The organism is Ruegeria sp. BHSC276 (genome assembly GCF_059612945.1).
In genome coordinates, this window is sequence record NZ_JBXWRP010000010.1 from 45,974 (window position 1) to 59,454 (window position 13,481).

The window sequence follows — 13,481 nt, forward strand, 5'->3', positions numbered from 1 at the left end:
GATAGGCGCCGGTGCACAGACGCATCGGCACACAGAACCTGTGCGCGGCTCAGCCTGGCGCGTGGGCGTCCGGGTGGGCCGCTGCAAAGGCGGGGTGGTCGGCACAGGCTGCCTCGACCGCCAGAATGCGCGGCATGTCCGACAGATCGACCTGCCAGCGCCGGGCGTTGTACATCTGCGGGATCAGGCACAGATCGGCCAGCCCGGGCGCCGGTCCCGTGCAATAGGGGGCTTGTTCGAACTCGGCCAGCATCGCCTCAAAGGCCATCAGGCCGGGGCGGATGAAATGGCGCATCCAGTCGCCGGGCATGTCGCCCCGTCCGCCGCTCAACTGCGTCGCGTGGCGGGCGACCTTCAGGTTGCAGACCGGGTGCACATCCACCGCAATGGCATGGGCCAGCGCCTGCGCCTTGGCCCGCGCAACCGGTTTGTCCGGCAGCAGGTTCAAGGCCCGCGTCCGGTCGAGATAGTCCAGAATGGCCAGCGACTGGGTCAGCTGCACGCCGTCGATTTCGAGCACCGGCACAAAGCCCTGCGGGTTTCGGGCCAGATGCGCGGGCGCGGTCTGCTCGCCCTTGACCAGATCGACGGTCTGCGCGCGATAGGCGATCCCGGCCAGGTTCAACGCGATGCGCACCCGGTAGCTGGCCGAGGACCGCCAGTAGTCATACAGGACGACGTCACTCATCGGGCTTTGGCCGCGTCGATTGCCTGTTTCAGGATGGTCCGGTCACCGATGTGATTGGCCAGCACCAGCACCAGCCGCGCATTCAGCGCATCGCTTTCGGCCTTGTCCAGACCGTCGTGCGCGGCCAGTAGATCGGCATAGAAATCATCCGCGCCGTCGATATTCGGGGTGAGGATCAGTTCATCCATTGTGCCTACTCCTTGCCGATGGCCCGGCGGATCGCCTGCCGGAACGCGTTGTCTTCATAGCTGTCGCGCCGCGCCGCCACATGCTGGTCGGGCCGGATCAGATAGACCGCGCCTGCCGCGTCGCCCAGATACCGCCGCTTCAGCGCCAGCGTCCGGTCATCCTTGACCGACAGCGCCAGCCGCTCGACCATCACGCCCTCTTCCTCGATCCTGTCTGGGGCGTCGGCGTCGATGGTCAACAGGGTGAACTTGCCCGCCAGCTTGGGCAACAGGAACGCATCCCCCAGCGGAGCATCGGGGCAGGGCGAGCCGGGGCGCGTTTCGGCCGGACCATTCAGCGCATCGGCCGAATTCAGCGGCGAGCCGTCATAAGTGCAGGGCACGCTCAGCCGCCCGGAATTCACCAGCGGGCGGGCGAACTCGTAATGTTCGCTCAGGTCCAGAACCGCGTCGCGCAGGATGCGCGACATTTCCGATTTCGGCGTGATGAAATCGGTCGAGCGGGTCGAGTTCAGGATGTTCTCGTCCGCGCCATGGATGCGCTCGACATCATAGCTGTCCAGCAGTCTGTCGGGCGCGGTGCCGTCAAGGACCATCTTCAGCTTCCAACACAGGTTGTCGGTGTCCTGCAGGCCCGAATTGGCCCCACGCGCGCCGAAGGGGCTGACCTGATGGGCGCTGTCGCCAGCAAACAGGACGCGGCCGTGGCGGAATTTTTCCATCCGGCGGCACTGGAAGGTATAGATGCTGACCCATTCCAGCTCGAACTGGACATCCTCGCCCAGCATCGCCTTGAGGCGCGGGATCACGTTTTCGGGGCGCTTTTCCCGTTCCTTGTCGATGTCCCAGCCCAGTTGCAGGTCGATGCGCCAGACGTCGTCGGGCTGTTTGTGCAGCAGCGCCGACTGGCCGCGGTTGAAGGGCGGGTCGAACCAGAACCAGCGCTCGGACGGGAAATCGGCCTCCATGATCACATCGGCGATCAGGAAGTTGTCCTCGAACACGCGGCCCACGAAATCCAGCCCCAGCATCCGGCGGGTGGGCGAATTGGCCCCGTCACAGGCGATCAGCCAGTCCGCCTCGACGGTGTACGACCCCTCGGGCGTTTCGACCTCGAGCTTGACGTGGTCGTCATGGGTGCCGATCGCCTCGACCTTGTTGCGGCCACGGATCTCGATCAGTACGCCCTCGGCCTGTAACTCGCGGACCCGTTCGACCATGAACTGCTCAAAGTAGTATTGCTGAAGGTTGATGAAGGCCGGATGGGCATAGCCCTCATCGGGCTGCAGGTTGAATTCATAGACCTTGCGGTCGTCGAAAAACACCTTGCCCGTGTTCCACAGCACGCCCTTGTCCACCATCGGGCGGGCGCAACCCAGCCGGTCGGCGATTTCCAGCGTGCGCTGGGCGAAACAGATTGCGCGGCTGCCGAAACTGACCTTGTCGTTGTCGTCCAGCACCACCACCTCGACGCCCTGCTGGGCCAGGTCGATGGCGGCAGCCAGCCCGACCGGGCCCGCGCCGATCACGATCACCTGATGCCGCACCGGGGTGGGGGCGTCCTGATCGGGGCTGCGGGCATAGGCATAGAGCGGCTGTTCAAAAATCTTGTTCATGGGCTCTCTCCCCAAGTTCTGTGCGCCGGGCGCACAACCTCCGCCCACCGGCGCGGGGCGCCGATGGCTCTCCTCCATGGTTGCATCGTTTTCAGGCCGGCGACACGATCTGGATCAAGTCGCCGGGCCATTTCTTAGCCCTGCAGGGCCTCCCACATCTCCAGATCGCGCTGGGCGGTCCAGATGCGCGGGGTGTCGATGCCGCGCGCCTCGTCATAGGCACGGGCCACGTTGAAGGGCAGGCAGTGCTCGTAGATGGCATAGTCCGAGAATTTCGGATCGCACTCCGCCCGCACTGCGTCCCAGGCCTCTTTCAGGCTGCCGCCGCGCGCGGCCACCTTTGCCGCCGGGCGATAGGTGCTTTCGACGAAGTCGCGGGTGTTCTCGATGGCGGCATTCACCATTTCCTTGCCGACCAGCGCATCGCCGCGCCCCGGCGCGATGGCATCCACGTCGAACCACTGGATCTGATCCAGCGTGTCGCCCCAGTCGCCGAAATGCCCGTCGCCGCAATAGCAGGCCGAGTGATATTCGACGATGTCGCCGGTGAACATCACGTTCTGGTCGGGCACGTGGATCACGATGTCGCCGGCCGTATGCGCCCGCCCCAGATGCATCAGATCGACCCGGCGGTTGCCCAGATAGACCGTCATCGTATCGCTGAACGTGGTGGTGGGCCAGGTCAGGCCGGGGATGCTTTCATGCCCTTCGAACAGGCGCGGAAAGCGCTGGAACTCGCTGTCCCAGTCCTCTTGACCGCGCTCGACGACCATGGCGCGGGCCATGTCCGACATGATGATCTGTTGCGCGCCGAAGGCGCTGGCGCCCAGCACGCGGACCGCGTGGTAATGGGTCAGCGCCACATGGGTGATCGGCTTGTCGGTTACGGACCGGATGCAGTCGATCACCTTCTGCGCCAGGCGCGGCGTGGCCTGGGCCTCGACCACCATCACGCTGTCATCGCCGATGATCACGCCCGAGTTCGGGTCGCCCTCGGCGGTGAAGGCGTACAGACCTTCACCCACCTCGGTGAACGAGATTTTCTTTTCGGTCATGTCCCCCTGGGACGCGAATGCCTTGGCCATGTGGCGCTCCTTATCGTGCGTATGGGTCTTCAAGGGCGGGCAGCACCGTGCCGGTGCAGTCGCCGAAGCCGATCGTGTAGCCGTCGCCCCGGGCGGCGCCTTTGAGGGTCAGCGTGTCGCCGTCCTCGATGAAGCTGCGGGTTTCTCCGGTCTCCAGCGTGATCGGCTCCTTGCCGCCCCAGCTGAGTTCCAGCAATGAGCCGCGGCTGTCCTTCGTCGGCCCCGAGATGGTGCCCGAGCCGAGCAGGTCGCCCACGTTCATCGGGCAGCCCGAAGTGGTGTGGTGCGCCAGTTGCTGCGCCGAGGAATAATACATTTCCTTGTAGTTGGTGCGGGCGATGGTGGTCGCCGGTTTGCCCGGGGGCGCCATCGTCACCTCCAGCTCGATGTCATAGAGCATCGGACCGCAATCCTTGAGGTGATCCAGCAGTTCGACCTCGCGCGCGGGCGTGTCGCAGCGGAAGGGGTCCAGCGCTGCCTTGGTCACGATCCACGGGGAAATCGAGGTGGCGGTGGCCTTGGCCTGGAACGGGCCAAGCGGCTGGTATTCCCAGGCCTGGATGTCGCGCGCCGACCAGTCGTTCAACAGGACATAGCCAAAGATGTGGTCGTCGGCCTCCTGCACCGTGATAGGGCCGTCGGACGGGGTGCCGACGATGGCGCCCATCTCCAGCTCGATGTCGAAACGACGGCTGGGCAGGAAGGCGGGGCGATCTTGGTCGGGCGATTTCAACTGCCCCCAGGGGCGGCGGATATCGGTGCCCGAGACCACCACCGACGAGGCGCGGCCGTTGTAGCCGATTGGGATGTGCAGCCAGTTCGGCGGCAGTGCGTTTTCCGGCCCGCGGAACATGGTGCCGACGTTCATGGCGTGGTGCTTGCCCGCGTAGAAATCGGTGTATTCGCTGACGGCAAAGGGCATGTGCAGTTGGGCCTCGGCTTGCGGAACCAGCAGCGGTTCGACCTTGTCCTGTTCTTTCGACCCCTTCGCCAGCATGGCGGTCAGCCGCTCGCGCAGCGCGGCCCAGACGGCCGGCCCCTGTTCCATCAGCGGGTTCCAGAAGGGCAGGTCGAACAGCGGCTCGTCGCCCAGCGTAATCAGCCCTTCGGCCTCGGCGGCGGACACGTCAAGGATCATGTCCCCGATGGCCACACCGCAGCGCGGCTCGGACCCTGCGGTCGAAAAGACGCCATAAGGCAGGTTGTTCAGCGGAAAAGGGTGGTTCGCGTCATTGGCCGAGGCCACCCAAGATTTCATCAAAGGCATTGCGTTTCCTTGTGCGGTGCGGTGGCCGTGGGGCCACCGGTGTCATTTCTTGCCGGGCGTGCCGTCGAATTTCTTTTCCAGGTCCGTCCAGCAATCGATGTAGTCATCCTGCAGCGGCGCCTCGTTCGCGGCAAAGGCGGTCAGGTGCTGCGGGAAGCGGGTCTCGAACATGAAGGACATGGTGTTGTCCAACTTGTCCGGCCCCAGATTGGCGTTGGACGCCTTTTCAAAGGCTTCCTTGTCGGGGCCATGCGGGATCATCATATTGTGCAGGCTCATGCCGCCCGGCACGAAGCCCTGCGGCTTGGCGTCGTACTGGCCATAGATATTGCCCATCAGCTCGGACATGATGTTCTTGTGGTACCACGGCGGGCGGAACGTGTCCTCCATCACCATCCAGCGTTCGCGGAACAGGACGAAATCGATATTGGCCGTGCCCGGTACGCCCGAAGGCGCGGTCAGCACGGTAAAGATTGACGGATCGGGGTGGTCGAACAGGATGGCTCCGACCGGGCAATAGGTGCGCAGGTCGTATTTGTACGGCGCGTAGTTGCCGTGCCAGGCCACCACGTCCAGCGGGCTGTGGCCGATCTTGGTGGTGTGGAACTGGCCGCACCACTTGATCGTCACGGTCGAGGGCACTTCGCGATCTTCGAACGCGGCCACGGGCGCCTTGAAGTCGCGCGGGTTGGCCATGCAGTTTGCGCCGATCGGGCCGCGGCCCGGCAGCTCGAATTTCTGGCCGTAGTTCTCGCAGACGAAGCCGCGGCAGGGGCCTTCCAGCACCTCGACCCGGTACACCAGCCCGCGCGGGATGATGGCGATCTCCTTGGGTTCCAGGTCGATGATGCCCAACTCGGTCGCAAAGCGCAGCCGGCCTTCCTGCGGCACCACCAGCAGCTCGGAATCGGCCGAGAAGAAATAGTCGTCCACCATCGATTCGGTGACCAGATAGATATGGCTGGCCATGCCGACCTGGGTGTTCACGTCCCCGGCGGTGGTCATGGTGCGCATGCCAGTCAGCCAGGTCAGCGGTTGGTCGGAATGGGGCACCGCGTCCCAGCGGTACTGGCCCAGGCTGATCACGTCCGGATCGACATTCGGGGCGCTTTTCCAATACGGCAGGTCGATCTTTTCATAGCGGTGCGAATGCTTGACCGACGGCCGGATGCGATAGCACCAGGTGCGCTCGGGCGGGTTGGCGGTGAAGGCGGTGCCGCTGAGCTGTTCGCCATAAAGGCCATAGTTGCATTTCTGCGGGCTGTTCATGCCCTGCGGCAGTGCGCCCGGCAGCGCCTCGGTTTCAAAGTCATTTCCAAATCCGGGCATATAGCCTGCGTGGGTGCCAACGGGCGTGCTGGCTTGGGTCAGAGCGTGCGGGTCAGTCGGACGATTCATCGGGGTTCCTCCGTTTGCTGCTTGTCGGATAATAGTTGATTTTGTAACTAACAACCATGACACAGCCAGATTCCTCCGAAAAAGATGACTTCGACCTGCGAAATTTCCTGCCCTTCCTGCTCAACCAGGCGGCCGAGGAAAGCTCGTTGGATTTTCAGAAGGTCTACAAGAACCGCTATGGGATGCTGCGCACCGAATGGCGCGTGTTATTCCACCTGGGCAACTACGGAGAGATGACCGCCAAACAGATCGGGGAACGTGCCAAGATGCACAAGACCAAGATCAGCCGCGCGGTGCATAAGCTGGAACAGCGCCGATACCTGCGGCGCACCCGCGACGAAAACGACCGCCGGATGGAGCGGCTGACCCTGACCCCCGCCGGTCTGGCGGTGTACCGCGAATTGCGCGACATCGCCCGCGACTATGACGCCCGGCTGGCGGGCATGTTCACCACGGGCGAGGCGGCGCTGTTGCGGATGATGCTGCGGCGGCTGGCCGGGATGGACTGACCTCTGGTATTCTGGCCCCGCAACCCCCAAGTGGGGGGTCAGACCAGACGGAGCCCCAAGATGCCATCCACCGACCCCAAAGCCCGCGCCGATGACCTGATTGGATGGTTGCTGGACCGGGGGCTGGAAGGGGCCGAACAGTCGGAAATACTCGAAGGCTATTGCCTGCGGCTTGTGGATGCGGGCGTTCCCCTTATGCGGTTTCACGCCGCCCAGAGCGCCTATCACCCCATTTATGGCGGCACCGGCTTCAACTGGTACCGGGACGAAGGGGGCAGCGTCGAGAATTACGAGCACCGCGAGGAATTGCCCGATCAGTGGGTTTCAAGCCCACTCTACGCGATGCTGCAGAGCGGGGCGAAGGAGCTGCGTGAAAGGTTGAAAGATCAAAACGAACCCAGCCGATTTCCGTTTCTGAACGAGTTGCATCAGAAAGGCGCCACCGATTACTTTGCATCCGGTCTGGTTCTGCAGAAGGTCGAGCCCGAAAACCGGATTGCCCTGGACCAGATGCCCGAGGGCGTTCTGATGTCCTGGACGACGGACCATGCCGAGGGGTTCGAGGAAATTCACCTGGATCTGATCCGATATGCCCTGCCGCATCTGGGGCTGGCCTTAAAATCGGCCTCGAACCGAAAAATGGCGCAGGATCTGCTGCGCGTCTATTTGGGGGGGGATGCGGGTCGGCGCGTGTTGTCGGGGGAAATCCGGCGCGGATCGTTGCAGCAGATCGACGCCGTGATCTGGAATTTCGACCTCGAGGGCTTTACTGGCCTAGCCGAACGCCTTCCCGGCTCGGACATCATCGCCATGCTGAACGACTATCTGGCCGTGGCGGTCGAGGTCGTTCAGGGCTGTGGCGGCAATATCCTTAAATTCATGGGCGACGGTCTGATGGCCATGTTCGACGTGGGCGAGATTGACGAGGACGCCCGCGCCGCGCTGGCCGCTGTGACTGTTCTGCAAGAGCGCATTGCGGTGCTCAACGCGGAACGGGCTGCTGCCGGCTTACCGATCGCCAATTTCACCCTTGCCCTGCATTCGGGCGAAATCCTGTATGGCAATATTGGCGCTGAAAGCCGGCTGGATTTCACCGTGATCGGACCAGCAGTGAACCAGGCTGCGCGCATCGCAGGCATGCACCGGTCGCTAGACCGGCGTATCTTGATCTCGGATGACGTTGCCCGCGCCGCTCAGCCCTGCGAACAGGAACTGATCTCGGTCGGGCGCTACATGCTGCGCGGCGTTCCCGAGCCCAAAGAGCTGTTCACGATCTACGCGCCGACGGCTTAGAAATCGATCTCGACCCCCGGCAAATTCAGTTCGCGCATCATGTCGCGCAGCTCCTGCCGGGCGGCGATATTCGAGATGTTGAGCTGTTTCACCCCGACATCCTTGAGGTCCAGCAGAGTCAGCCCGCGCGGGAACAGTTCGCGAAAGATCACACGCTCGGAAAAGCCCGAGGCAACGCGGAAGCCAATCCGTTTCGACAGCATCTCGATGGCGCGCTGCATCTTTTCCTTGTTGACCATGCGCTGGGTGCCCACGCGGTTGCGCACCACGACCCAGTCTATGGGCTTCAGCCCAGCCTGCGCCCGAAGTTGCCGGGCGTTCCACACCATCTCGGAATAGACCGAGGGGCCGAGGATCTTTTCGCCCTTCGAATCGATCCGCGCCAGAAGGTCGAAATCAATGAAACTGTCGTTCAGCGGCGTGATCAGCGTGTCGGCCAGCGAATGGGCCACCTGGCTAAGCCTTGTGTGTGACCCGGGGCAGTCGATCAGGATAAAATCGCTGTCGCTTTCCAGCTCGGCCACGGCGGCGGACAGGCGGTGGTCATAGATATTCTCGCCGGGTTTGAGCTTGCTTGCGTCGATCTCGGGCAGGTCGTGGTGGCGCGGGCTGGGCAGGTCCAGATGCTCGTTGGCCATAAAATTGCGCCGGTTCTCGAAATACCGGCCCAGGCTGCGCTGCCGCAGATCCAGATCCAGCGTGCTGACCTTGTGTCCCAGCCGCGCCAGCGCGGTGGCAACATGCATGGAGACGGTCGATTTGCCTGCGCCGCCCTTTTCGTTCCCCACCACGATGATATGTGCCATGCCAGTGTTCCCCGGTTCCGTCGTGTTTGACTACACGTTGTTTGCAGCCACTATATGTTGTGTGTGCGCCAAAGGAAAGCGGTCGAATCGGCTTCCTGCGTCAAGATCAGGCACTGTCATTTGGGGGCGGACGCCTTGGACCACCGAAGACGACCCGACCACCCGCGCGTCAGAGAAAGGGACGGCCGATGATCCTGCACTGCGTTTTCTTCACCTTTCGCACCGACACGTCGCAGCAGGCGCGGCGGGATGTGGTGCAAGGGCTCTCGGATTTGTGCGCCGAGTTGGCCGGCGCGATTGGGTTCGACTATGGCCCCAACCGCGATTTCGAGGGCAAGTCGCAGGCCTGGCGCGACGGCTTCGTGATCCGGTTTGCCGATGCCGAGGCGCTGCGTGTCTATGCAGAACATCCGGTGCATCGGCAATTGGGCGGCCAACTGTGTGCATTGTGCGAGAATGGAGCCGAGGGGATCATCGTGTTCGACCTGGACGTGCCCGACAATTGAGCCACACAAACAAAAAAGGCCGTCCCGACGGGACGGCCTTGAAACGCGATAGCGTGGGATCAGAAGCCCAGACCTTCGTATTTCTTCTTGAATTTCGACACACGGCCGCCCGCGTCCATCAAGCGCGACGAACCGCCGGTCCAAGCCGGGTGCGAGGACGGGTCGATTTCCAGGGCCAGCTGGTCGCCCTCGGCGCCCCAGGTGGATTTCATCTGAACCACGGTGCCGTCGGTCATCTTGACGTCGATGATGTGGTAATCGGGGTGGATGTCTTTTTTCATGGGTCCGCTCCTTACGCTTCGGCCTCGGCGTCAGCCTTGGGCTTGTAGTTGGTGACCTCTGCGATCCGGGCCGATTTGCCGCGGCGCGAGCGCAGGTAGTACAGTTTGGCGCGACGGACGCGGCCGCGGCGGACAACGGTGATGCTGTCGATGTTGGTCGAATACAGCGGGAACACGCGTTCCACGCCTTCGCCGAACGAAATCTTGCGGACGGTGAACGAACCGGCAATGCCATTGCCGTTCTTGCGCGCGATGCAGACGCCTTCGTAGTTTTGCACGCGGGTGCGCGAGCCTTCGGTCACCTTGTAGCCGACACGGATGGTGTCACCGGCTTTGAAATCGGGGATCTCTTTCCCCAGGGCGGCAATCTGTTCCGCCTCAAGCTGTGCGATCAGGTCCATCGCAGGTACTCCTATCTGCTCGTGGTTGGTCCACGAAGTTGGCACGGCCCGAGAGCTCTTGGTCTTCCCCGGGTCCCGCTTGCGCAGCCCGCCAGAGATCAGGTCGACTGTTCCTTTCGTGCGGTTTCGTGTGCAGCTTCCCCGATCCGAAGAAAGCCGGGTGCGATCCTGCGACACAAACCAAAACACCGGAGTCGCCGCAGGGCGCCACCGGATTGCGCCCGTTTAGGCAATTCGCGGAGGTAGATCAAGCCCGATTCACCGGGTTTAACTGGCGCAGCGGTGAAAATCCGCCGCCGTGGAACGCAAATGTTGCGATATTCGGGCACTCAGGCATGCTGGTGATAATCGGGCAACGTTATCTGAGGCAGGACGATAGGATGCGCAAAGTCATACTCGGTGTGGCCATCGGCCTGTTGCTGCTGTCTTGCGGACGCCGCACGCCCGCGCCGCAGGTGACCGACCTGCCGGCCGGGTACGACCGCTCGGCGCCGCAGGCCCTGTATCCAGCCTTTGCCGATGCCGATCCGCATGACTGGGACCGCCGCCGACCAGAGCATTATCCCGTTCACGGGCTGGACGTGTCGCGCTGGCAGGGCCAGATCGACTGGCGCCAAGCCAAGGCCGCGGGCATCAGCTTTGTCTTCATCAAGGCGACCGAGGGCGGCGACGTGGCCGACCCGATGTTCGAAAACCACAGCAGCGGCGCGGCGGCGGCGGGTGTGCCCTGGGGCGCCTATCACTACTACTATTTCTGTCGTCCGGCGGCCGAGCAGGCCCGATGGTTCATCCGCAACGTGCCGCGTGGGGCCGACCTGCCGCATGTGCTCGACATGGAGTGGACGCCGCATTCGAAAACCTGCACCTTGCGCCCCGACGGCAAAACCGTCCGGGCCGAGGCGCAGCGGTTCCTTGATATCCTCGAACGTCACTACGGCCGCCGGCCGATCGTCTACACCACGGTCGATTTCTACGCGGACACTAGCATTGGCCGACTGCCCAAGACCGAGTTCTGGCTGCGCTCGGTCGCGGGGCATCCGCGCAATGTCTATCCCCGGGCGGTCTGGCGGTTCTGGCAGTACACGGGCACCGGGCTTGTACCGGGCGTGCAGGGGCGGGTGGACATCAACGCCTTCAACGGCTCGCCCGATCTGTGGGCGCGGTGGAAGGCCGGCAGGCCCTAGTCCTCGCCCTGTTTTTTGCGATAGGAGGCCCAAAGATCGGGGCGGCGTTCGCGGGTGATCTTTTCCGACATCTGCTGCCGCCATTCGGCGATGCGGCCGTGATGGCCCGACATCAGGACCTCGGGGATCGGGCGGCCTTTCCATTCGGCCGGGCGGGTATATTGCGGGTGTTCCAGCAGCCCCGAGGCAAAGCTCTCCTCCTCGGCCGAGGCCTGGTTGCCCAGAACGCCGGGAAGCAGCCGGACGGTAGCGTCGATCAGCGCCTGCGCGGCGATCTCGCCGCCGGTCATCACGAAATCGCCCAGCGAGACCTCTTGGATGCCGTAGTGCTCCAGCACCCGTTCATCCACGCCTTCGAACCGGCCGCACAGCAGGGTCAGGCCGTCGCAGCGGGCGAAATTCTGCATCATGCGCTGGTCCATCCGGCGGCCGCGCGGGCTGAGATAGACCAACGGCCAGTTGCCCTGCACGCCGTCCATCGTGTGTTCGATCGCCGCGCCCAGCACGTCGGCGCGCAGCACCATGCCGGCGCCGCCGCCTGCGGGCGTGTCGTCGACATTGCGATGCTTGCCGATGCCGAACTGTCGCAAATCGACGGTTTCCAGCTGCCAAAGCCCGTCTTGCAGGGCCTTGCCGGTCAGGCTTTCGCCCAGAACACCGGGAAAGGCCGAGGGGAACAGCGTGATCACCTTGGCCTTCCACACGCCGTACAGGTCCGGCGTCGGCGTCAACAGCTCGCGCGGCTTCAGGGTGGGGCGGATGGCCTTGCGGCCGTGGGATTTGGCGGGTTTGTCCGTCATGGCTGAGGGGTCAGGCTGTTCCGGGCGTCTTCGACGATGCGGGCCTTCTGCCGGACCAGCGCCGCCTCGTCCAGCCCCGATCGGTTCAGATCCAGCATCGCCTTCAACGTGGCCTCGGGCAGGGCGGGGTTGGACCGGGTCGGCGTGATCAGCTGCGCGGCCTTTTCGCGCGGCAGGTTCAGGAATTCGGCGAAGGGCGTGCCGGGGCCAAACGGGCGTTCGCGCAGTTCTTCCAGCCATTCCGTCTGCACCCGGACCGAAGGCAGCCGGTCACGGATCGCCTCGGCGGTTTGCTGGGGCGAGGGCAGGTCGGCCAGCTTGTCGCGGAAGGCGTCGAAATCCAGAACCAGCCGGGTGCGCTGCAGGTCGTGTGCCCACAGGCTGCGCAGCCAGCTGCCGCGCTGGCGCAGCGACAGATAGACGGTGATGTCCAGCGGATCCCCCGCCAGCCGGTTGCGCACCATGTCCACGATGCAGGCCGCCAGTTCGGGCGCCGCGTCATAGCCCACCGCCGGATTGCGACTAGGCCGAAGCCCGGCGAAATTCTCCTCGCTCAGCACCAGCCCGCGCTTTTCGCCGAAATCCAGCGAGTCGAGAAGGGCATGAAACTGCGAACCGAACTCGGCCAGCGTGCCCACCGTGCCATAGAGCGAATGGCGGGTGGCCGCCTCGGACAACCCGCGCTTGCGGGTGACATAGGGCAGCACCAACGCGTGGTGCGGCCAGATGAGTTCGCGGTTTTCGAACAGAAACGACTGGGCCGCCGTGGTGCCCGTCTTGTGCAGGCCCAGATGCAGCAGGATGCGCCGCATCACAGCAGCCCCTCGGGCGGGTCGGCGACGATGCGGCCGGCCTCAAGGTCAACCGTGGGTACTGCCGCCTTTGTGAAGGGCAGCAGAACGGTGGTTTTCAGCCCCGGCCCGTGCAGTTCCAGCAGGTCGTCGGCGCCGTGGTTCTGCACTGACTTGACCTTGCCCAGCAGGGTGCCGCCGGTGTCATAGACCTCAAGCCCGATCAGGTCGGCGTGATAGAATTCGTCATCCGGCAGCGACGGCAACTGATCGCGCCGGGCAAAAAGGCGCAGCCCCTTCAGGGCGTCAGCCTGCTCCTTGGTCTCGACCCCGCCCAAGCGCGCGGCAAACCCGTTCTTGATTGCGCGCGTGATGATCAGCGGATAGCGCTCGGTGCCGGTCTCGTCGGTCAGGGGGGAGTAGTTCTCAATATCCTCGGGAACCGCGCAATAGCTTTTCAGGCGGACCTCGCCGCGTACGCCGAAGGACCCGGCGATGCTGCCGACACAGATCAGATCAGTCATTGGGCATTTCCGTCGTCACACAAGTTCCGTTCATCCACCGGCCGATTTCGGCGCAGACTTCGCGTTGATTGCTGCGTTCAAAGAACACGCCCACAATAAAGGCGATCAGCAACAGGATGGGAAGGCGTATCAATCCGAACATGG

At 63.7% G+C, this 13,481-nt stretch carries 17 protein-coding genes; 4 read left to right on the forward strand and 13 right to left on the reverse strand.

The window, feature by feature from the left end; translation table 11 throughout:
* Positions 1-49: 49 nt before the first annotated feature.
* From maiA to hmgA, 6 genes are all read right to left on the reverse strand, one after another.
* Positions 50-688 carry a maleylacetoacetate isomerase gene (maiA, locus tag AC2FMD_RS15910; RefSeq protein WP_496742009.1) on the reverse strand — a complete coding sequence of 213 codons (639 nt, stop codon included), beginning with the start codon at positions 686-688 and terminating at the stop codon, positions 50-52.
* A complete protein-coding gene (locus AC2FMD_RS15915) occupies positions 685-876 on the reverse strand; it encodes a DUF2783 domain-containing protein (protein ID WP_149776332.1) in 192 nt (63 codons plus the stop codon). Before AC2FMD_RS15915 ends, maiA begins: the two co-directional genes overlap by 4 nt.
* 5 nt (positions 877-881) lie before the next feature.
* Complete coding sequence (locus AC2FMD_RS15920) at positions 882-2,492, reverse strand: FAD-dependent oxidoreductase (protein ID WP_496795240.1); 1,611 nt, start codon at positions 2,490-2,492, stop codon at positions 882-884.
* A 134-nt stretch (positions 2,493-2,626) separates the two neighbouring features.
* Positions 2,627-3,577, reverse strand: coding sequence for an MBL fold metallo-hydrolase (locus tag AC2FMD_RS15925; RefSeq protein WP_496688732.1), 951 nt, complete (start codon positions 3,575-3,577; stop codon positions 2,627-2,629).
* Between the two features lie 10 nt (positions 3,578-3,587).
* The gene (gene fahA / locus AC2FMD_RS15930) at positions 3,588-4,844 is read right to left on the reverse strand and encodes a fumarylacetoacetase (protein WP_496742005.1); all 1,257 of its coding nucleotides are present in this window, start codon (positions 4,842-4,844) and stop codon (positions 3,588-3,590) included.
* Positions 4,845-4,886: 42 nt separating this feature from the next.
* On the reverse strand, positions 4,887-6,242 hold the full coding sequence (hmgA, locus tag AC2FMD_RS15935; RefSeq protein ID WP_149776335.1) for a homogentisate 1,2-dioxygenase: 1,356 nt from the start codon (positions 6,240-6,242) through the stop codon (positions 4,887-4,889).
* 56 nt (positions 6,243-6,298) lie between these two features.
* On the opposite strand from hmgA, the gene AC2FMD_RS15940 reads away from it, so the two are divergent.
* Both AC2FMD_RS15940 and AC2FMD_RS15945 read left to right on the forward strand, forming a co-directional pair.
* On the forward strand, positions 6,299-6,751 hold the full coding sequence (locus AC2FMD_RS15940; protein ID WP_496711197.1) for a MarR family winged helix-turn-helix transcriptional regulator: 453 nt from the start codon (positions 6,299-6,301) through the stop codon (positions 6,749-6,751).
* A gap of 60 nt (positions 6,752-6,811) precedes the next feature.
* On the forward strand, positions 6,812-8,044 hold the full coding sequence (locus tag AC2FMD_RS15945; protein WP_496688736.1) for an adenylate/guanylate cyclase domain-containing protein: 1,233 nt from the start codon (positions 6,812-6,814) through the stop codon (positions 8,042-8,044).
* Here AC2FMD_RS15945 and AC2FMD_RS15950 read toward each other — a convergent pair.
* The gene (locus AC2FMD_RS15950) at positions 8,041-8,850 is read right to left on the reverse strand and encodes a division plane positioning ATPase MipZ (RefSeq protein ID WP_496679377.1); all 810 of its coding nucleotides are present in this window, start codon (positions 8,848-8,850) and stop codon (positions 8,041-8,043) included. The two genes, AC2FMD_RS15945 and AC2FMD_RS15950, sit on opposite strands and share 4 nt — an antisense overlap.
* Before the next feature lie 188 nt (positions 8,851-9,038).
* Here AC2FMD_RS15950 and AC2FMD_RS15955 point away from each other — a divergent pair, with 188 nt between their 5' ends.
* The gene (locus AC2FMD_RS15955) at positions 9,039-9,356 is read left to right on the forward strand and encodes a Dabb family protein (protein WP_496795241.1); all 318 of its coding nucleotides are present in this window, start codon (positions 9,039-9,041) and stop codon (positions 9,354-9,356) included.
* A 59-nt stretch (positions 9,357-9,415) separates the two neighbouring features.
* Here the strand turns inward: AC2FMD_RS15955 and rpmE are convergent, their stop codons facing one another.
* Together rpmE and rplS are read right to left on the reverse strand one after the other, a co-directional pair.
* On the reverse strand, positions 9,416-9,637 hold the full coding sequence (gene rpmE, locus AC2FMD_RS15960) for a 50S ribosomal protein L31 (protein WP_496679373.1): 222 nt from the start codon (positions 9,635-9,637) through the stop codon (positions 9,416-9,418).
* 11 nt (positions 9,638-9,648) lie between these two features.
* Positions 9,649-10,038: a 50S ribosomal protein L19 gene (rplS, locus tag AC2FMD_RS15965; RefSeq protein WP_496679371.1), complete on the reverse strand. Its 390-nt coding sequence runs from the start codon at positions 10,036-10,038 to the stop codon at positions 9,649-9,651.
* A 380-nt stretch (positions 10,039-10,418) separates the two neighbouring features.
* Between rplS and AC2FMD_RS15970 the strand changes: the two genes are divergently transcribed.
* The gene (locus AC2FMD_RS15970; RefSeq protein ID WP_496679369.1) at positions 10,419-11,222 is read left to right on the forward strand and encodes a glycoside hydrolase family 25 protein; all 804 of its coding nucleotides are present in this window, start codon (positions 10,419-10,421) and stop codon (positions 11,220-11,222) included.
* Here the strand turns inward: AC2FMD_RS15970 and trmD are convergent.
* From trmD to AC2FMD_RS15990, 4 genes are read right to left on the reverse strand one after another with little or no spacing between them, the layout of a single operon-like run.
* Positions 11,219-12,022, reverse strand: coding sequence for a tRNA (guanosine(37)-N1)-methyltransferase TrmD (trmD, locus tag AC2FMD_RS15975; RefSeq protein ID WP_496742001.1), 804 nt, complete (start codon positions 12,020-12,022; stop codon positions 11,219-11,221). The genes AC2FMD_RS15970 and trmD overlap by 4 nt on opposite strands.
* A complete protein-coding gene (locus tag AC2FMD_RS15980) occupies positions 12,019-12,834 on the reverse strand; it encodes a hypothetical protein (RefSeq protein WP_496711201.1) in 816 nt (271 codons plus the stop codon). The genes trmD and AC2FMD_RS15980 overlap by 4 nt, the downstream gene beginning before the upstream one ends.
* Entirely contained in the window at positions 12,834-13,337 is a 504-nt protein-coding gene (gene rimM / locus AC2FMD_RS15985) for a ribosome maturation factor RimM (protein WP_496679364.1), read from the reverse strand. Before rimM ends, AC2FMD_RS15980 begins: the two co-directional genes overlap by 1 nt.
* Positions 13,330-13,479: a hypothetical protein gene (locus tag AC2FMD_RS15990; protein WP_496679363.1), complete on the reverse strand. Its 150-nt coding sequence runs from the start codon at positions 13,477-13,479 to the stop codon at positions 13,330-13,332. The genes rimM and AC2FMD_RS15990 overlap by 8 nt, the downstream gene beginning before the upstream one ends.
* Positions 13,480-13,481 lie beyond the last annotated feature (2 nt).